The sequence below is a fragment of the Candidatus Dormiibacterota bacterium genome (genome assembly GCA_035635555.1).
In the GTDB taxonomy this organism is placed as follows: Bacteria; Acidobacteriota; Polarisedimenticolia; order Gp22-AA2; family Gp22-AA2; genus Gp22-AA3.
This window is the reverse complement of record DASQAT010000018.1, coordinates 39,482-58,165: the sequence shown is the minus strand read 5'-3', so window position 1 is coordinate 58,165 and position 18,684 is coordinate 39,482. Positions and strand designations below refer to the sequence as shown.

The 18,684-nt window shown below is 67.6% G+C and carries 10 protein-coding genes; 3 read left to right on the top strand and 7 right to left on the bottom strand.

From position 1 onward, the window contains the following. Nucleotides 1–20: 20 nt before the first annotated feature. From VEW47_05210 to VEW47_05180, 7 genes are all read right to left on the bottom strand, one after another. On the bottom strand, nt 21–9,260 hold the full coding sequence (locus VEW47_05210) for a thrombospondin type 3 repeat-containing protein (GenBank protein ID HYS04573.1): 9,240 nt from the start codon (nt 9,258–9,260) through the stop codon (nt 21–23). Between the two features lie 372 nt (nt 9,261–9,632). Beyond that, the gene (locus VEW47_05205; protein ID HYS04572.1) at nt 9,633–10,265 is read right to left on the bottom strand and encodes a cyclodeaminase/cyclohydrolase family protein; all 633 of its coding nucleotides are present in this window, start codon (nt 10,263–10,265) and stop codon (nt 9,633–9,635) included. Nucleotides 10,266–10,365: 100 nt separating this feature from the next. Beyond that, nucleotides 10,366–11,655, bottom strand: a complete 1,290-nt coding sequence (gene hutI / locus VEW47_05200) for an imidazolonepropionase (protein HYS04571.1) — start codon at nt 11,653–11,655, stop codon at nt 10,366–10,368. A gap of 44 nt (nt 11,656–11,699) precedes the next feature. Further along, entirely contained in the window at nt 11,700–12,206 is a 507-nt protein-coding gene (locus tag VEW47_05195; protein HYS04570.1) for a DivIVA domain-containing protein, read from the bottom strand. Continuing rightward, nucleotides 12,203–12,874: a YggS family pyridoxal phosphate-dependent enzyme gene (locus VEW47_05190; GenBank protein ID HYS04569.1), complete on the bottom strand. Its 672-nt coding sequence runs from the start codon at nt 12,872–12,874 to the stop codon at nt 12,203–12,205. Before VEW47_05190 ends, VEW47_05195 begins: the two co-directional genes overlap by 4 nt. An 87-nt stretch (nt 12,875–12,961) precedes the next feature. After that, nucleotides 12,962–13,489, bottom strand: a complete 528-nt coding sequence (locus VEW47_05185) for a ribonuclease HI family protein (protein HYS04568.1) — start codon at nt 13,487–13,489, stop codon at nt 12,962–12,964. Further along, nucleotides 13,486–14,235 carry a C4-type zinc ribbon domain-containing protein gene (locus VEW47_05180; GenBank protein HYS04567.1) on the bottom strand — a complete coding sequence of 250 codons (750 nt, stop codon included), beginning with the start codon at nt 14,233–14,235 and terminating at the stop codon, nt 13,486–13,488. Before VEW47_05180 ends, VEW47_05185 begins: the two co-directional genes overlap by 4 nt. Nucleotides 14,236–14,492: 257 nt before the next feature. Here VEW47_05180 and VEW47_05175 point away from each other — a divergent pair, with 257 nt between their 5' ends. The 3 genes from VEW47_05175 to VEW47_05165 are packed head-to-tail and all read left to right on the top strand — an operon-like array spanning nt 14,493 to nt 18,677. Next, complete coding sequence (locus VEW47_05175) at nt 14,493–15,821, top strand: dicarboxylate/amino acid:cation symporter (protein ID HYS04566.1); 1,329 nt, start codon at nt 14,493–14,495, stop codon at nt 15,819–15,821. A gap of 52 nt (nt 15,822–15,873) precedes the next feature. After that, entirely contained in the window at nt 15,874–17,055 is a 1,182-nt protein-coding gene (locus VEW47_05170) for an FAD-dependent oxidoreductase (protein HYS04565.1), read from the top strand. Between the two features lie 2 nt (nt 17,056–17,057). Beyond that, nucleotides 17,058–18,677 carry an NAD(P)/FAD-dependent oxidoreductase gene (locus VEW47_05165; GenBank protein ID HYS04564.1) on the top strand — a complete coding sequence of 540 codons (1,620 nt, stop codon included), beginning with the start codon at nt 17,058–17,060 and terminating at the stop codon, nt 18,675–18,677. Nucleotides 18,678–18,684: the final 7 nt, after the last annotated feature.

The window sequence follows — 18,684 nt, the reverse complement described above, 5'->3', positions numbered from 1 at the left end:
CGGGACAGGAGTTCGTTACCCTACGGACAGACCGGGGCGAGCGGCCTGAGCGTTCCGTCACCCCGCCTCCCGAGAGCCGCCTGGCCGCCCGCGACCACCGGGTTGTGGCCGACGAGGTAGTAGAACACCGTATTCATCTGTGGATCGACGGTCGACGTCGCCGTCACCGTGCTCCCGGGCGCCCCGTTCGCCAGATTGCAGAAGCCCGGCCCCAGGGGTGTCAGGGTCGACAGGTTGTTGTCCGGCAACAACTGCGTCGATGATAAGCCGTCGTCCACCCTGTTGCCGGTGAAGACGTCGAAGCCCGACAGGGACGGTGGCTGCACTCTCGCCGGCCAGCTCAACGTCGTGAGCGGCGGGACGACCGTGCGGTTGTAGGTCACCGACAGAGGGATGTCGGCGCCGTCTCCCGAGAACACCTGGATCGACCGGCTGTTCACCCCTGAGGCCGTGGCGCTCGAGGTGCAGGTCGTGTCGATGCTGCAGCGCACCTGAACGCGGTACGACGCATCGATCGTCGGGTTGTCCGTGAACGTCGGGATCTCCGACCAGTCCTGCACCAGGAGGTTGTTCTTGAAGAAGCGGAACTGCGCGCCGCCGCCGATGCAGCCGCCGGGGTTCGTCGTGTTGGCCGCCGAGACCACAACCTTCTCGCCCAACACTACGATGTTGTCCTCCACCGCCTGGGCCAGGTTCAGGCTGAGGTTGAAGCCGCTGTCCCCCTGCGTCGCGTCGCAGGCCTTGGTCGGGCAGACCCCGTTGGCCGGTGTCTTGACGTCGGCCAGGGGGGGTGCCTGCGCCTGCAGGGCGCCGGTGATGACGATGTCGTCCACGTACCACCCTTCGTCTCCCTGCGTCCCGATCCAGGAGCCGACCTCGTCGTACGACGAGTCGGTGTTATCGAACTCCCAGGACATCGCGATCCAGCGAATTCGCACCCGCTGGCCGAGGAAGCTGGCCAGACTGAACTTCGTCTGCACCCACAGGCTGCCGGAGGAAGGCGCCTGGTTCCCCGGAGTGCCGTTCTGACACTGGAACGTGGTCGTCTGGTCGCGCGGGTTGCCGCAGCTCGACCAGATGCCGCTCGGGTAGCACATGGTCTCGTGCACGCCGCGCGGAGCCGGCGGCGCCGTGCCGGTATCGGTCGGCGTCAGGTCGCAATAGGACAGCCCCCCTCCGAACTGGGACCAGAGGTAAGGGATGTGGTCGTACACGTTCTGGAACGGCGCGAGCTTGTCCCACGGGCTCCAGTCGTCGATCCCCGGGTTCTGGTTCCTGTCGGTCTGGATCTGCACGTCGCCGTAGTCGTTCGCGTAGCCCGGAGGCAGGTTGTACCAGTTGTTATCCATCATCGCGGCGATATGGTAGAACGACAGCTCGAGATCCGGTGGGATCCGGCCGGGAATCGGCAGCGGCGTCAGGTTGATCGGGTTCGTCATGAACGCCGCCATCTGGCGGAAGCGCGTAGTGTCCAACAGCTTGTTCGCAAGGTCCAGATGGTAGCCCCAGTGCAGCGAGTTGTCCCCGGCGAAGGACTGGGCGTCGTTCACCGGCGTCTGATGCTGCGACAGATTCGGGCAGGCAGCCTGGAAGGGCCCGGGCGGGCAGTGGATGTGCCAGTCCATGTCGTTGTCCGGATCGATTTCGCACGCCGGGTCGTCGGGCGGAACGTTGAATCCGGCGCAGCCGACGGCGGAGAGCACGTTGAGGCCGCCCGGGGCCGTGCCGACCCACACGCCGATCGTGTCGTTCTTCACCCCCGTCGAGTTCAGGTTGCAGTACGTCGGACCGGTCGGGTCGGTATCCCCCGCCTGGGTGACGACCTCGCAGCGGCTGTCGATGGTGAACAGGCCGTCGTGGTCGCGATCGAGGTCGAACGTCTCCTTGATGGTCCCGTCATCTGCGTTGCCCGGGATGTTATCCGGTCCGTTCACCCTGGCGGGCAGACCGGCGGTCGGGGCGTCGATATCGAGGAGGATGGAGAAGGTCGACTTCCCTCCGAGGCCCACCGCCTCGTTGCTCGTCAGGGTGACGAAGAAGTCTCCCTTCGCCGGATTGGTCCCGTCCGTCGTGCTGGCCGTCGGAGACACGATGAACTCGAACTCACCGGCTCCCGGCGGCGTGTTGATGCCCGGATCGGTGACGGTGTTCACCTTGCCACCGGCCGGGATGGACGGGATCAGGATCGTCCCCTTGGTGACGCACGAGATGTCGGAGTCGGAGGTGCCGAGGATGAGGGTGACGCCGCTCACGGCAATGGCGCTGTTGTTGGTGACCTCGACGCCCATCCGCACGACTTCGCCGGCGTCCGCGAAGATGTCGTGGTCGCCGTTGAGGTCTCTGGGGGTAAGCGGCAGGACGACCAGCTGAGGCAGAGGCACCCTCCTGCAGGAGACGGTGGTGGTGAAGGAGACCGCGTCGTCCGGGATGCCGTTGTTGTCGTCGTCCAGTGTCTGGGGCGGGTCGCAGATATCGCCGCGGCCGTCCTGATCGGTGTCGAGCTGCCGGAACGTTCCCGGGATGATCGCCGGGTTCGCCCTGTTGGGGCAGTCGTCGACGTTGTCCGGCACTCCGTCGCCGTCGGCGTCGTCCTGCACCGTGCCGCAGGAGCCGTCATTGACCAGTCCCTGCTTCTGGCAGGTCTGCGAAGCGAGACCATCGCAGGTCTGGCTCCCCGTGCACTGCGTGGCGCCGGCCGTGCACAGGATGCTCGTGCTGATGCTGCAGTGGCCGACCTGCGGGCAGCAGGTCTGTCCCACGGGGCACGCGGCGTTGGTGTCGGCCGTGCAGAAGGTCTCGCTGATCAGGTTGCACGAGCCGACCGCCAGGTTCGAGGGGCGGGGGTTCAGGCAGTCGCCGTCGCAGGCGTCGCCGATGGTGTCCAAGTCGTGGTCGACCTGTCCGATGTTCGCCGTTCGCACGCAGTTGTCGAGGCGATCCTGGACGCCGTCGCCGTCGGTGTCGGTGTTGCCGTTGCACGCCGCCCCGCGGGTCGAGGACCCGCCCGCCGGCACCTGCGCCGGGTTGTAGACGTCGGGGCAGTTGTCGATCGAGTTCACGATGCCGTCGAAGTCGATGTCGTCGAAATCGCAGGCGTCGCCGACTCCGTCCGCGTCCGAATCCTTCTGCGTGGGATTGGACACTCCCGGACAGTTGTCGCACAGCGTGCCGATGTTGTCTCCGTCGATCATGCAGGTCCCCGCGCCGCACACCGCGGACGTCGAGCAGGGCAACCCGGGCGTGGGGCCGCCGGAGCAGATGCCGTCCTCCTGGCCGGGGTTGTATTCGAACGGGCAGTTGTCGGACGAGGGGACGATATGATCGTTGTCGAGGTCGCCGAAGGAGTCCTCCCCCGCGGTGCCGTCGCCGTCGCCGTCGCACTCGGGGTCCAGGTAGTAGAACGTCATGTTCGAGTCGCTGAAGCCGGTGAACAGCAGGTTGGAGTTGTCGAACAGGGCGCCGAGCGTGACGTTGCCTCTGAACAGGCCCGGGCTCCCCGGCACGGCCGGAAGACTGAACGACTTGCGCGGGTGCTTCGCCGCGACCACTCCGGTCTGCACTTCGATGTTGTCGGAGTCGGTCACGCCGAACACCGGCACGCTCGTCAGGCCGGAGCGGCGCGGGTCGTCCACCGTCACCTCCACGGTGTCGTTGCACTCGTAAAGGTTCAGCCGGTCGACCACCAGCGTGGCGCACTGCTGGCCCGCCGGGTTCCCGGGCGTGCCGAAGCGGTTGCAGGCGGGGGTGTGGGCCGGCACGAAGGCCCCCTCGTCGACGGGGTGCACCTCGTCCCACTCCAGGACCAGGTCGTCGAAACCGATCCCATAGTCGGCGAAGCCGCCGGCGTTCTCCTGGACGATGAACCCCATGCCGATCTGCCAGCGGTTCTTGGCCGGGCCGGGCGAGAAGGAACCGGTGGGCTCGAACTGTCCCTTGCCGAGGCTCATCTGAATGACGCCGTCCTCGTACTCGAGCAGGCTCATGTCGAAGCTGCGGGCGGGGCCGGCATCCGTGTTCTTCTGGCAGCACGCCTGGTTGGGGTCGATGTTGCAGGTGCAGCCCGGCGCCCCGATCGCCGGCGCTAACGGACGCGGGAACGGGGTGAAGTCGGCTCCGCCGAGAGGGATCGGGCTCGTGCTGTCCGGGTTGGTGTTCTGCGTGAACCCGGTGAAGCCGGTCTCGTCTCCGGTGATCGTCTTGTTCTGGGCGAACGATCCGTCCGGATCGGTCAGCGGCCCGAAGGTCCTCGGATTTCCAAAGAGCGGATCGATGGGGTTCTGGTACTGATTGAATTGCGCCAGCTCGTAGATGTCCTCGAACCGGACAGATCCGTAGAAATACGAGCAGATGAGACAGTTCCGCTGGTCGCTGTCGATGTCGTTGTCCAGATCGACGCCACCACCGGCGTAGTAATACGTCTGGATATTCAGGTTGAATCCGAGGCGCTGGAACTCCACGGTATAGGGGAAGCCGCGTGCGTCGTTGACCTGGTTCACCTTCGCGACGATCGGCGACTCCAGGAGGTCGAAGATGATTTCCTCGAAATTGGGCGTCGATAGATCGGTCGGAATCGTGTAGTTGTCGCACGTGTTCGTGTTGGACAGCGGAGTCGTCAGGTCGCCGTCGCCCGTGTGCCAGATGCCGGCGCCGCCGTTCTGGAACCAGGGGACGCCGGTCTGGCCCGTGTCGAAGCGGGCCGTCTGGAAGCCGCAGACGCCGGTGTGGAAGTTACAGGTCCCGCCCGGGCAGTCGGCGACCGCGAAACACTGCTTGCCGGGCGTCGTGCTGAGGCTGCTGCACACTCCGCCTCCCTTATATTCCCACAGCGGATTCGGGCTGGCGTTGCCCCGCTTGCTGAAGCTGGAGCGGAACGGGACCCAGCCGCCGTCGTTGTAATCGAAGTCCCACGGCACCTTGTCCACATGGAGGGTCGGACCGGTCGCCGATGCCAGGATGCCGCGGTCCAGCCGCCCGTTCGGGATGGTGTCCTCTCCCGCGTCGAGAACGTTGTTGTCGTTCAGGTCTTCACCGAGCGTGTTGCTCACCTTGCCGCTCGCGGTCCCGACCACGAACATGCTCGAGAAGGTGATGTCCTCGTCGGGGAAGAACAGCCCCTTGAAGGGATCGATCTTGTCGGCCGCATCGATCTGGAGATTGCGGTTGAAGTCGCGCACCTCGCGGCCGCCGCCCGGGAAGTCGGTTGAATAGTGCAGCGTCTCGCTGTCGGCGTTGATGACGTTGTTGAACGTGTAGGTCGTGCGCGAGATCCGCACGCCGCGGGCGTTTCCGTCGAGCGAAAGGACCAGGTCGACCTTGCGGTTCGCCACCGAGAGTGCGTTGGCCGCCGTCGGGTCGACGAACAGGGAGAACGTGATCCCCGTCCTCTGGCCCCCGGGGATCCGCCCGATGCCCTTCGGCGAGTCCAGGACCCGGATGGCACCCGCCCCGGGGCCGGATGGCGTCAGGGTGGCCACGACGTCGTTCAGGTCGTCGGCCCGCTCGAAGTTCTGGATGGCGATCGAGTAGGTCACCCGCTCGTTCGCGTCCAGGTACTGGTCGCCGTCGCAGCCGCCGCCGATGAACGACGGCTGGTTGGTACGCCCGTTGATGTCGATCGCTCCCTGGATGATGTTCGGGGTGCACTGGAAGCGGGCGCTCGCTTCGGCGTTGCGCGGCGAGGTGGTGTACCGGATGAACACGGATTGCCCGTTGTCCCCCTCGATCACCCCGTTGTACTTCACCGCAGGCGACCCCAGCCTCGTCGGCAGCGGCGCCGAGCGGAAGTCGTGGCTGGTGCTGTAGGTTTCCGTGAAGGCGATCCCTTTCTCCTCGTCCAGCACGGTGCCGGCCGCGTTCACCACCTGGAAGACGACATTGCCGCTCACCGACGCGGCGAGGGGATCCAGGATCGTGGCCGTCAGGCTGTCGGAGCAGGAGTACTGGTACTTGTCGAGGCGCACGGTGCTCCCCGGCAGGGAGTGCGACGAGCCGTTCCAATTCTGCGTCTGGCCGGCCGTCCCGAGCACCGGACCTGCGATCACCAGCGCGAACGGCTGTCCGCCAGCGTCCAGGAGGCCGTCGCCGTCCGTGTCCTCTCCCGTATCCAGCCGGCCGTTGCCGTTGGTGTCTTCATTGTGGCCATCCGGGGTGCCGTTGATCGCCGTGATCTGCCCGGCAATGAACCCGCCCGCGCCCCGCTTCACGCGGACTTTCCAGGTCCCGGTCGGGATCTGGTTGCCGGAGTTCGGCAGGAACCGGTTCTGCAGGGTGGCCAGGTGCACCGCCTCGATGGTGTTGTATTTGTCGTGCACAGACGCCTGCGACACAGGGTGTCCTTTCGACCACTGACCGAAGAGAATCGGCTGGCCCTGGACATAGACGTTGCCGTCGTAGACGATGTTGTCGCCAGTGGTCGCGATGTTGTTGTCCGGACCGGGAGACTCGACCTCGAGGTCGAGGTCGTTGACCAGGGCGCCGCTGCCGAGGTTGGCCGTCGTCCCCAGGACCGTGCTCGGCGGGTCGGGCCAGGAGAGGGCGATACGCAGCTGTCCGTTCTCGATGAAGCGCGTTCCGCCCAGGACGACCGTGTTGACGCCGTCCACGACGAACGATTTCTCGGTCAGGATATTCGTCGAGTTGTTGATCGGCGCCTCGCCCGTCCCCAGCATGTCGTAGACGAGGAGACCGGCCGCCGGATACTCGATGGTGTCAGGCGAGCCGATGCCGCGCGTCGAAGGGTAGTTCGTGATCGGCAGGACCTGGTCCAGGACCGGCCGCCCGTACCCCTGTGTGTTGTTGCCCATGACGCCGACCGGAACGCCTGACACGCTGCCGAGGTCGGCCCCTCGGCTGTTGGCGATCAGCTTGTCGGTGGCCGTGGCCTGCTGGCTGTTCGAAATGGACTCCTGGTCGAGGCTGTTGGCGCTCGCCACCAGGGCGGCGCGCACCAGGCTGCCGGACACCCTGGGCATGCGGTCGCCCGCCTGCCGCGTCGCCGTCGGGTAGAAGCCCTGCGCGAAGTAGTCGCGGACCACGGCACCGGCCGCCGTCGCGAATCCCGCCGAGAACGAGGTCCCCCAGTTCCCGTCGTCGATCTCGTTCTCCACCGGGGCCACGTTGTCGTTGTCATGGCTGCGGTTGGTCGCCGCCGCCTGGAACAGCGGGTAGGCGAACACGCCCGTGCCGTCGATACCCACCGTCATCAGAAGGGGTGCCGTGCGCAGCGACGCAGCGGTGGCCGGGCCGTGCGAGGTGATGTTGTAGTCGTTCTCCTCCTGGTTGAGGGTGCCGTTCACCGTCCAGATGTCGGAGAAGGTGGCGCCGACCGTGACGCTGTTCTTGGCGGTCGCCGGCGGCGGGATCTGCATGTCCCGTGGCTTGTTGGGATCGTCGTCGAGGGCCGTGCCGTCGAACATGTCGGGCCAGATGAGGTTGGTGTTCGGATCACCCGGGTCGGTGCCCTGGCTTCCAACCGGGCTGAACACCATGTAGTCCCGGTTGTTCACCAGGAAGGTGTCGATCTGCTGCGCCTCCAGGCTGTACATCCCGTTCTCGGTGTTGTTCAGGGCGTTGTCCCAGTTCGGCACGCCGAACGGCAGGACCTGCAGGTGGACCTCCTCGCCGCCGCCCGTCACTCCGGCGCACGCTCCGGTGCCGCCGCTCTTCGGGCAGATCGCCGCGTTCAGGCGGTCCAGCAGATTGCCGGGGTTCACGTTGCCGCCGACCTCGGTCAGCTCGGTCGCGATGCAGCGGCTGGGGAGCGCCGCGTCCTGCATGATGATGCGCGCGCCCCGCGCCAGGGCGTCCAGGCTGATGTTCTGCAGCGGCACACCGTCCGCCGGGTCCACCGCCTTGGAGTAGCTCAGTCCGAAGTCGCCCGGCGCGCCTGCGATGATGCCGGCCACGACGTTGCCGTGTGTGTTGGCCCCCGAGAGCAGGGAGTCGCAGGACGTCCCGTTGTCCTCGACGTTCTGGATCGCGTGCACCTTGCGATGGGCCGGACCGATCCCGTGCGTCAGGTCGCTGACCTGCGTCAGCGTCTGCGAAAAGTGCACGGCATCGGTCGAGATACCGTTGTCGGTCACCGCCACGATCTGCGGGGGAACCGCGGCGGTATCGTTGTTGTATTTCTGCAGCGTGCACACGCCCCCCGGCCCCGGGCCGGTGCAGGTGCCGGCGCCTGCCCCCGTGCAGCAGGCCGTCGGGTTGCCGGCCGCAACGCACTGGGTGTTGTTGGTGCAGTCGTTGTTCGTGGCGCAGGTCCTGGCCGGGGCCTGCGTGCACAGCAGCGCGCCGCTGCCGCCGCCGTCGATCCCGATATCCTGGAACGGCCGCGAGATGTTGTAGCTCTCCTCCGTGTTGCCGATCATGATGATCGTCGGCACCTCGGAGTTGGTCAGGATGTACTCCGGCACCTCGGTGAGGAATTCGACGGCGTCGTCGCCCGCCAGTTTCGCAAGGTCGGCCCGGGACGCCTTCACGCGCAGCAGGTGCCCGTCCATGCTGTAGTCGCTGACGTTCGCATCACCCACCAGATGCGCCAGGCGACCCTTGGCCTCCTGGGCGTCCTCTCCGTTCCACAGCTTCACCTGCAGGTCCAGGACGGTGCTCTTGGCACGGCTCGCCTGGATCAGGGGCATCTGCCCGATCGCGGGATCGAGCTTGAACGCCGCGCGATACGCCGCCGTCCCCTCGACGAACGACTGCGCGGCGAGGCGCGCCAGCTGCCCGGCCGTTCCCTTCACCAGAATGCCGCGGTCCGGGACCTGTCCCAGGATGCGGCCGTAGCGGCCCACCTCGGAGGCGATCTGGCCGTAGCCCTGGCTCTTCACGGACGCCTCGTCGATCTGGATGATGTTCACGCCGTCCTGCAGGCTGCCCTTGGGATGGTTCCGGAATCCCGGTCCCGCGCCCTTGAATTCGGCCGGCAGCCGGTCGAGCACCGCGGACGGGTTCTTCAGATCGAGATAGCCGACGGTCGTAGCGACGAGACCGCGCGCGTTGCCTCGCGGGTCCGCCTTGAAATCGCGACCGAACGGCGTCAAGCCGCCCGGACGGGGTTGGGCCGTCATGCGGGGATGCATGCGGAACCATCTCTGGGTCGCCGCGGCATCCGCCTGTGATGCGGCACTTTGCGACTGCACCTGGTGCCCGTCGCGGCCCGCCCAGTTGATGGCGGCCGGGACGATAAGCAGCAGCGAAAGGCACACGCCCGCGACGACGACGCCACGGATCCCGTTACGGAACGTACTGCAGTTCATCGAAAACCTCCCGAAATGGGAAGAGGCGCCCGGCAGGTCACGGTGGCGCCTGTTCAACGAAGACAGCTTTGAATCATCATCTGATAGCAGAAAGACTTGCCCCTCGAGCCTTCTTCTGTCCGCCGTTCCCGGGCGACGGCTGCCTCTGCCGGAACCGGCAATAATCCAGAGTTGGCCTATCTGATACGGTGCGAGGGTGGGGTTGTCAACTTGATTCTTGTGCGATGAGAAACGGTTTTACGATGAGAAATGCGCTTACAGCAATCGGACAACTCCCTGAGCAGTCAGTCCTTTCTCTCGAATGACTATGGGGCATTGTCATAACGCCAATGCGCCAGGAGGGGAGGACAGGACCGTGCGGCGGACGGTGACTCAGCGACCGTTGCTGCGGACGTAGGCCGCCGTCAGGGCCGCCTCGCGGAGTCTCTCGGATTCGACCTCGAGACGCCGCACCCGCTCGCGCAGCTGCCCGGCGCGGGCCCCGTCCACGACGCCCTTGAGGTTGACGCGGATCGTGAGAATGCCGCCGCGCAGGCCGGCGTAGGCCAGAAGAGCCGCCGTGCCTACGTCGCTGACGACGTTGACGTTCCCCTTGCTCGCCAGCTCGGCGGCCATCTCCAGGAGCGCGGCGCAGGCGTCGGCGGTGGCGAGCGGGGTCTCGATGGCGAACAGGTTCGCCCGCGCGAGCGCCTCGGAACGGGCCCGCTTCTCGGCGTCGGTAGTCTTCGGCAGGCGCAGGGCGCGCACCACCTCGTCGTACGCCTGGGCGTCCCGGTCGACCAGAGCCAGGAGATCCCGGCGCAGCCCCTCGGACCGCGCGCGGATCTCCCGCACGGCCTCGTCGTGCGCCCGGTAAGCCTCCCGCCCGATCGTCAGATCGCACGTCATCTGGACGAGGGCGGCCGCCATCGCTCCCGCCTGGGCCGAGGCGCTGCCGCCACCCGGCGTCGGCGTCGCGGCGGCGAGCGCCTCCGTGAACTGCTCCAGCGTCATTCTGGACAACATCGCTCCGTCTCCTCGCAACCGATGCACCAGACGCGCGAGCCATCTGGCCAGTGCCCGACCCGCCGTCGGCATGGAAATTTACGGTCCTGTCCCCGGGCTGTCAAGGTCGGAATCCGCCGGAAGTCTTGTCCATCGCGGCGTTCCCGGCAGGGGTGCCCGTCGCTCCGCCCGCGATCGCGCCGTCCTCGACCACCACCCGCCCGTTCTTCACGACGGTGCGGCAGTGGTTCACCCCGAAATGGTAGACCAGATGGAGGTGGTTCGGGACATCCAGAACCTGCGCGTCGGCCGTCTTCCCGACCTCCAGGCTCCCGGCTGTCTGCGCCAATCCAAGAGCGTAGGCCGCGTTCAGCGTCGCCGCCACGATCGCCTCGGCCGCCGACAGACCGAAGTTCAGACAGGCGAGCGGCAGGATCGCCGGCATCGCTTCCGTCGGGCAGGTCCCCGGGTTGAAATCGGTCGCCACCGCCACCGGCACCTGGGCATCCACCAGCCTGCGGCCGAGACCCGAGCCGGGCACGCGCAGGAAGAAGGCGGCGCCGGGGAGGAGGACGGCCGCGGTGGACGAGCCCGCGAGGGCGCGGATCCCCGCCTCGCCCGCGTGCTCGAGGTGGTCGGCGGAGGCGGCCCGAAGACGCGCCGCCAGGTGGGCCCCGCCCGAATCGGACAGCTGGTCGGCATGCACCCGCAGACCGAGCCCGCACTTCGCCGCAGCCGTGAGGATCGCCTCCGCTTCCCCGGAGGTGAAGGCGATCTCCTCGACGAAGACGTCGCAGAAGCGGGCGAGGCTCTGACGCGCCACCTCCGGGATCATCCGATCGATGATCTCGCGCACGTAGGCGTCGCGGTCGCTCCTGTACTCCTTCGGCACCGCGTGGGCCCCCAGGAACGTCGGCACGATATCGACCGGGTGGATGCCGTCGAGCGCCTTCAGCACCCGCAGCTGCTTGAGCTCGTCGTCCAGCGTCAGGCCGTAGCCGCTCTTGGCTTCGACCGTGGTCGTGCCGTGCAGGAGCATGCGGTTCAGGCGTGTCTTTCCGAGATCGACGAGAGCGTCGTACGAAGTCCGCCGCGTGGCCTCGACGGTGGACAGGATTCCGCCCCCCTGCGCCGCGATCGCCTCGTAGCGCGCGCCCTGCAGACGCAGCGAGAACTCGCGCTCGCGGCTGCCGGCGAACGGCAGGTGGGTATGCGGATCGACGAAGCCCGGCAGGACGGTGCGGCCGGTTGCGTCGATCTCGACGCCGCTCCTCTCGAGCCGGACCTGGCGCCGGTAATCGCGCTCATCCCCCACGAACACGACGACTCCGTCGCGGGACGCGACGCAGCCGTGCTCGACGATTCCGAGGTCCCCCTGGGCGGCGCCCCGCCTTGGGGCGCCCCCGCCCACGGTCACGAGCTCGTTGGCGTCGACGATGGCCAGATCGGCTTCTATCAGCGGGCTTCTCCGGCGGGCGGCTTCTTCATGAACCGCAGTCGATCCTCGACCTCCTCTTCCTTCTTGTGCATGTCGAGGAGTCGCAGATGCTGCTCGACGGCGGAGCGGACGCGCTGCTCGAAGGCGTCGCGCTCGACGCGCAGATTCTGGATCATCCCTTCGATCTGGCCCGCCTTGCGCGCCGCCTGGTCGAGGAGCTGCCCGCCCCTGATCTCGGCTTCCTTGATGATGAGCTGCGCCTCCTTGCGGGCCTCCTCCTTCATGTCCTCGGCCAGCTTCTGGGCGGTCACGAGCGTGTCCTTCAGGATCCGCTCGCGCTCCTTGTAGTCGGCGATGCCGGCCTTGATCTGGGACAGGTCCTCTTTCAGGGCATTGTTCTCGATCACGAGCTTCTCGAACTCGCCCGACACGAGGTTGAGGAAGGACCTCACCTCCTCCGGGTCGAAGCCCCGCATCCTCTTCGCGAAGCGGTGGCTGTTGATGTCGATCGGAGTGATCTTCATGCCTCTCTCCTTTCTCCGAACAGGGCGCGTCCGACACGCACCATCGTCGCCCCTTCCTCGATGGCCACCTCGAAATCCTCCGTCATCCCCATCGACAGGTGCCGCAGGGAAAGCCCCGGGTGCCGCCCCTGCGTCTCGTGGAGGAGCTCGCGCAGTCTCCGGAAGAAGGGCCGGCTCCTGCCCGGATCCGGATCGTAGGGCGGCAGGATCATCAGCCCGGTGAGCGCTACACTCCTCAGGCCGGCCGCCGTCTCGAGGATCCGATCCAGGTCCTCGGTCCGCGCCCCGGACTTGGTCGCCTCACCGGCCAGATTGACCTGCGCCATCGCCGTCATCCGCCGGCCCTCCCGCTCCGCGGCGCGCTCAAGCCGCTCGAGGGTCTCGACCGAATCGATCGAGTGCACGACCTGGAACAGCCGGGCGGCGTGATTCGCCTTGTTCGCCTGCAGGTGCCCGACCAGGTGCCAGCGGACCGTTCCCGGAAGGAGGGGCGCCTTGTCGCGCGCCTCCTGCACCCGGTTCTCGCCGAGATCCGCCAGACCGGCCTGGACGGCTTCCAGGATTCGATCCGGCGGGACGGTCTTGCCCACGCCCACGAGCGTGACCGATTCCGGATCGCGCCCGGCGCGGCCCGCCGCGGCCGCGATCCGCTCGCGGATCCCCTGCAATCGATCCGCTATCGCGCCCGGCGCCATAGACAACAAATATAGCGGCCCCCGGCCGCCTGTCAATCCGCCGGCGCTTCCGGGCGTCGATCAGGCGAGGCGAGGCTGGAACGGAAGGGGCGGCAGATCCCGCAGCGCCTCTGGAAGCGGACCCGAGCTGTCGCGCAGGTCCATGGCGCGGTTCGCCAGCGCATCGGCCTCGACGTTCCGCTCGCGCGGGACGTGCTCGAGAACGACGGAGGGGACGGACGTCATCAGCCGGCAGGCGGCGGCGTGCAGCACTTGAAGCCCGGGATGCTTGACGCGGTACTCGCCCCGCATCTGCCTGACGAGGAGTTCCGAGTCCGACAGGACCCGCAGCGCCGCGGCTTCGTGGGCCCGGGCGTACTCCAGAAGAGCCAGCAGGGCCGCATACTCCGCCGTGTTGTTGGTCGCGGTTCCGAGGTAACCGTACAGCTGCGCCACCACCCGCCCCTGCTCGTCCTCGACGTGGACCCCGTACCCCGCCGGGCCGGGGTTGCCGCGTGCTCCGCCGTCGATGTGGGCGACGAGGCCGCCGCCGGACGTCCGGGCGGTCGCGCGCTTGCGGGTGGCGGCGGGCCGTCGACGGCGAGTCACTGGGCGGGGGACTCGGCGGCCGCGACGGTCGCCCGCAGCGGATCGTCGGGAACGTAAAGGAAGCGCTTGCAGGAGTCGCAGGCGATCAGACCGGTCGCCCGGCGGACCTGCTGGATGAGCTTCGGCATGACGCGCACGTGGCACCCGCCGCAGCGCTCGTCGCGGACCGCCACGAGGGCCAGGCCCTTGCGCTGGGCCGCCACCTTGAGAAACGGCTTCAGGTAGTCGGCGGAGATGCCGGTCTCGAGCGCCCGCCGCTCCTCGTCCAGGGACGCGGCCCGCGCCTTCAGCTCCTGAGCCTCGGCGTCGAGCCGCGCCTTTCCCTGCGAGGTCTCGCGGCGCCGCCGCTCGAGCGTTTCCTCCAGGGAGCGCACGGCGACGTTGCGCGTCTCGCTCTCCTCCATCTCCAGGAGGATCCTTTCATCGAGGGCGGCGCGCTCCTTCCTGCACCCCTCGATCTCGTGCAGCATCGCCTGGTACTCCTTGTTTGTCTTCACGTCGAGGAGCTGAGCCTGATACTTGGTGATCTTCGTCTCGATCCCCATCAGCTCCATCTCCAAGCGTCTGCGGTCCTTGCCGAGCTCCTGGACGCGCCCCCGTTCGATCTCGATGTCTTTCTGCGCGGCGAGCAGCTCCTTCTCGAGCCGGGCCACCTCGACGGGGATGGCGCCGACCTTCTCCTGCACCGCCTCGATTTCCGAGATGATGTCCTGCACGCGCACCAGGCGCTTCATGTCGTCGTTCATGATCTCGATCCACCGGGCACAAAAAAAGGGGTGCCTCCCGAAGGAAGCACCCCGGGGGCGGTCCGCCCGCGGGACAGACCGCGGGGGCGGCCGGGCCAGGCCGACCTCGCGATCGACAGGGTCACTGGCGGACTCTTCATCACGGGACGCCCCTGGGAGAATCGCTTCGCCGAAGAAGCGGGATTATACCACGCGCGTGTTACCATCCCGCGCCCGTCGCAGCGCGCGCTCCTGGCCCGTCCGGGGAACCGCCGCCCATGAAAAAAGACGACAACGAAACCCGCGCTCCTTCCGGCACGCCCCGGCCGGCGCGCCGCGCCTTTCCCCTGCACACCCAGATCCTGATCGGGATGGTGGCGGGCGGGACTCTCGGGCTCATCGCGCATCATGCCTTCGAAGGACGCGCCGGGCTGCAGTGGTCCATCGACAACATCAGCTACCCCCTCGGCCAGATCTTCCTCCGACTGATCTTCATGGTCGTCATCCCGCTGATCCTCTCGGCGATCATCCTCGGTGTGGCCGAGCTGGGGGACGTGCGCAGGCTGGGGCGCATCGGGCTCAAGACCCTCCTATTCACCCTCGCCCTGAGCAGCGTGTCGGTGCTCATCGGCGTCGGGCTGGCGAACATCATCCGCCCAGGGGTGGGGCTTTCGGAGCCGGCGCACAGAGCGCTCGAGGCGATCGGTCGATCGGCCGGCCCGGTCAGGGAGCCTCCCCAGCCGAAGACGGGCCTGCAGATCGCTCTCGATCTCATTCCCGAAAACCCCGTCGAAGCGATGGTCAACGCCTTTCGCGGCGACATGATCGCGGTCATGGTGTTCGCCCTGGTGATCGGCGTCGCGGTGACCCTCATCGACCGCACCGCCGTCGAACCGCTTCTGGCCTGGCTGCGGGCCGTCTACGAGGTGGTCCTGAAGGTCATCGGACTGGCCATGCGTCTGGCGCCGCTCGGCGTGGCGGCGCTCCTGTTCACCATCACGGCGCGCCTCGGCCCCAAATCAGTGACCCTCCTCGGTCTGTACGTCGTCACCGTCCTCCTCGGTCTTGCGCTGCACCAGGCGGTGACCTACTCCCTCCTGATCCGGTTCGTGGCCCGCCTCTCACCATGGCGGTTCTTCAGGCGGATCGAGGACGTCGTGCTCACCGCCTTCTCCACGTCCTCCAGCAACGCGACGCTCCCCGTGACTCTGCGCGTGGCCGAAGAGGAGCTGGGGATCCCCCGATCGATCGGCGGTTTCGTTCTGACCCTGGGGTCGACCCTCAACCAGAACGGCACCGCGCTCTACGAGGGCGTCACCGTCCTGTTCCTGGCGCAGTTCTACGGCATCCACCTGTCGGTCGGCGCGCAGGTCACCGTGGTCCTGCTGTCGATCCTCTCCGGCATCGGCACGGCCGGCGTGCCCGGCGGATCGCTTCCCCTCGTCATGGCGCTGCTGGTGACCATCGGAATCCCGGCGCACGCGATCGGCATCATCCTCGGTGTCGATCGAATCCTCGACATGTGCCGCACGGTCCTGAATGTGACGGGAGACGTGACCGTCGCCGCCTGCGTGGCCCGGTCCGAGGGCCACATCCTGAAACCCTGATTGACATAGCAAAACGCATGGTATCCTCTCCGAATCCCACGGAGCGGACGGCATGGCGCGCACGGCGGACGTGGTCATCATCGGCGGCGGGATCCAGGGGGCGTCCATCGCCTATCACCTGACCCGAAGCGCCGGAACGGACGTCGTGGTCCTCGAGAAGGACACCCTGGCGTCCGGCTGCAGCGGTCGCACCGGCGGGATGATCCGGCAGCACTACTCGACCGATCTCGTCACCGAGATCGCCCGGCAGGGGCGCGACTTCTTCGCGACGTTCGACGCCGTCGTGGGCGGACACTCCGGCTGGGTGCAGTGCGGTCTCGTCTACATGGTCACGGACAAGGACGTGGAGGCGCTCGAGCACAATATCGCCCTCGGGCGGAGGCACGGCGTGCCCACGCGCCTGATCGACGAGACCGAGGCGCGGGAGCGCGTGCCGGGCTTGAACACCGAGGGCGCCGTCAGGTTCGGGTTCGAGGAGAACGCCGGATACGGCGACGGTTACGGCTCGACCGTCGCCTTCGCCGGCCGCGCGAAGGAGAGGGGCGCGACGATACTCCAGAACACGCCGGCGACCGGTCTCGTCCTGGACAACGGCCGGATCGCGGGCGTCGTCACGCCTCACGAGACCATCGCGACCCGCACGGTCGTCAACGCGGCCGGACCCTGGGCCGACCGGGTCGGACGGTGGGTCGGCCTCGAGCTTCCCCTCAGGCTCGAGCTGATCGAGGAGGCGGTCATCCGTGTGCAGGCGCCCGACACGTATCCTATCGACACGCCGAGCGTCTACGATTTCGTCAACGGCCTGTCCTTCCGGCCCGAGGGGACCGGCCACACGGTCGTCGCCGAAGGCAGCTCCTACTTCAAGGGCAGCCTCGACCCCGACGCCTATCCCACGCAACCCTCCGATCGCTACATCGAGGATGTCTCGGTCCGGCTGGCCCGCGCCATGCCGCGCCTGGCGAGCGGCACGCCGAGGGGCGGGTGGGCGGGACTTCTCGAGGGGACACCCGACTTCCACCCGGTGATGGGAACCGCGCCCGGGGTCGAGGGGCTGATCCTCTGCTACGGCTTCTCGGGGCACGGTTTCAAGGAGGCCCCGGTGACCGGCCGCCTCATCGCGGAGCTGATCCTGAGCGGGACGCCGAGCCTGGACATCACACCCCTGTCCTTCGAGCGCTTCGCCAGAGGACAGCTCCTCCGATCGATGTACAAAGACGACCCGATCATGGCCTGAGAATGACGGGCACGGGCACCCCCCACGCGTTCGACGTCGTCGTCATCGGCGGCGGACACAACGGTCTGGTGACCGCGGGGTTCCTCGCCCGCGCCGGCCTCCAGGTCTGCGTCCTGGAGCGCCGCGGCCTGGTCGGCGGCGCCTGCGTCACCGAGGAGATCGCGCCCGGATTCCGCGCCTCGACCGCCGCCTACATCGCCAGCATGATGCGTCCGGAGGTCATCCGCGAGCTGGGCCTTTCGAAGTACGGCCTGAGGATGACGCCGTGCGACCCGCTCCTGTTCGTTCCCAGCCGCAGCGGCCGGCCGCTGTTCATGTACCAGGACGCCCGCAGGACCGCGGCCGGGATCGAAGCGATCTCGGCGCGCGACGCCCGCGCCTATCTCGAGTTCGACGCCGAGATCAAGAGGCTGGCGGCGTATCTGGAGGTGTTCTTCCTGGAGCCGCCCCCGGCGCTCGACCACGGACTGGCGTCGCTCAAGGACCTGGCCCGTCTCGGCCTGCGCATGCGCAGGCTGACCGAGGAGGACGCGGGGCGTCTGATGCAGTTCCTGACCGCCAGCGTCGTGGACCTCGTGGACGCGCGCTTCGAGACCGACGAGGTGAAGAACCTGATCGGCTGCTCCAACGTCCTCGGGGCGCACAACGGACCGATGACCCCCTGCTCCGCCTCCGGCCTGATGTTCCACAGCATGTCGGGAGGGGACGAGGTGTCCCAGGGTTACATGGGGCACGTGCACGGCGGGATGGGGACGATCAGCGAGGCGCTCGCGAAGGCCGCCCGCTCGTTCGGGGCCGTCATACGGACCGGCGCCGAAGTGGCGCGGATCACGGTGGCCAACGGCCGGGCCACGGGTGTCGTACTGGCGTCAGGGGAGGAGATCCGCGCCCGGGCCGTAGCCAGCAACGCCGATCCCAAGCGCACCTTCCTGAAGCTCCTGGAGGAGCGCCAGGTCGAGGGGCGCTTCCTCGAGGACGTCCGGCGGATCAAGATGGCGGGCCCGTGCGCCAAGATCAACTTCGCCTTGTCCACGGCACCCGTCCTGACCCAATGGCCGAAGGGAATCCTGTCGCCCGCCGAGAAGTCCGACTTCACGGTGTGCCACGGCGTCGATTACCACGAGCGGGCCTGGGACGAGTGCAAGCACGGCATGTCCTCGAGCGAGCCGTACGTCGATTGCGTGGTGCCGACCCACATCGACCCGACCCTGGCCCCAGAGGGCCGGGCCGTCCTGACCGCCTTCGTGCAGTACGCCCCCTATCATCTTAATAACGGCGACTGGGCGACCGAGCGCGACCGGCTCGCCGACCGGGTGACCGACACCATCGACGAGGTCGCGCCCGGCTTCAAGCGGTCGATTCTGGAGCGCGATATCCTGTCGCCGGTCGACCTCGAGAGCCGCTTCGGGTTGACGGAGGGGAATATCTTCCACGGCGACCTGAACCTGGGCCAGCTCTTCCTCGGTCGCCCCGTGCCAGGCTGGGCCCGCTACCGCACCCCCGTGCGCGGTCTCTACCTGTGCGGCGCCGGGGTCCATCCCGGAGGGGGCGTCACCGGGGCGCCGGGCTACAACGCCTCGCGGCAGATCCTCAAGGACTGGAAGACGAAGCAGCTGCGCTGAGGCGCGC

What these genes read in the sequence shown, in the direction of transcription:
- VEW47_05195 (HYS04570.1), bottom strand. Translation starts at nt 12,206, where the DNA reads ATGAAGATCACTCCGATCGACATCAACAGCCACCGCTTCGCGAAGAGG.
- VEW47_05170 (HYS04565.1), top strand. Translation starts at nt 15,874, where the DNA reads ATGGCGCGCACGGCGGACGTGGTCATCATCGGCGGCGGGATCCAGGGG.
- VEW47_05205 (HYS04572.1), bottom strand. Translation starts at nt 10,265, where the DNA reads ATGTTGTCCAGAATGACGCTGGAGCAGTTCACGGAGGCGCTCGCCGCC.
- VEW47_05175 (HYS04566.1), top strand. Translation starts at nt 14,493, where the DNA reads ATGAAAAAAGACGACAACGAAACCCGCGCTCCTTCCGGCACGCCCCGG.
- VEW47_05210 (HYS04573.1), bottom strand. Translation starts at nt 9,260, where the DNA reads ATGAACTGCAGTACGTTCCGTAACGGGATCCGTGGCGTCGTCGTCGCG.
- VEW47_05165 (HYS04564.1), top strand. Translation starts at nt 17,058, where the DNA reads ATGACGGGCACGGGCACCCCCCACGCGTTCGACGTCGTCGTCATCGGC.
- VEW47_05180 (HYS04567.1), bottom strand. Translation starts at nt 14,235, where the DNA reads ATGAACGACGACATGAAGCGCCTGGTGCGCGTGCAGGACATCATCTCG.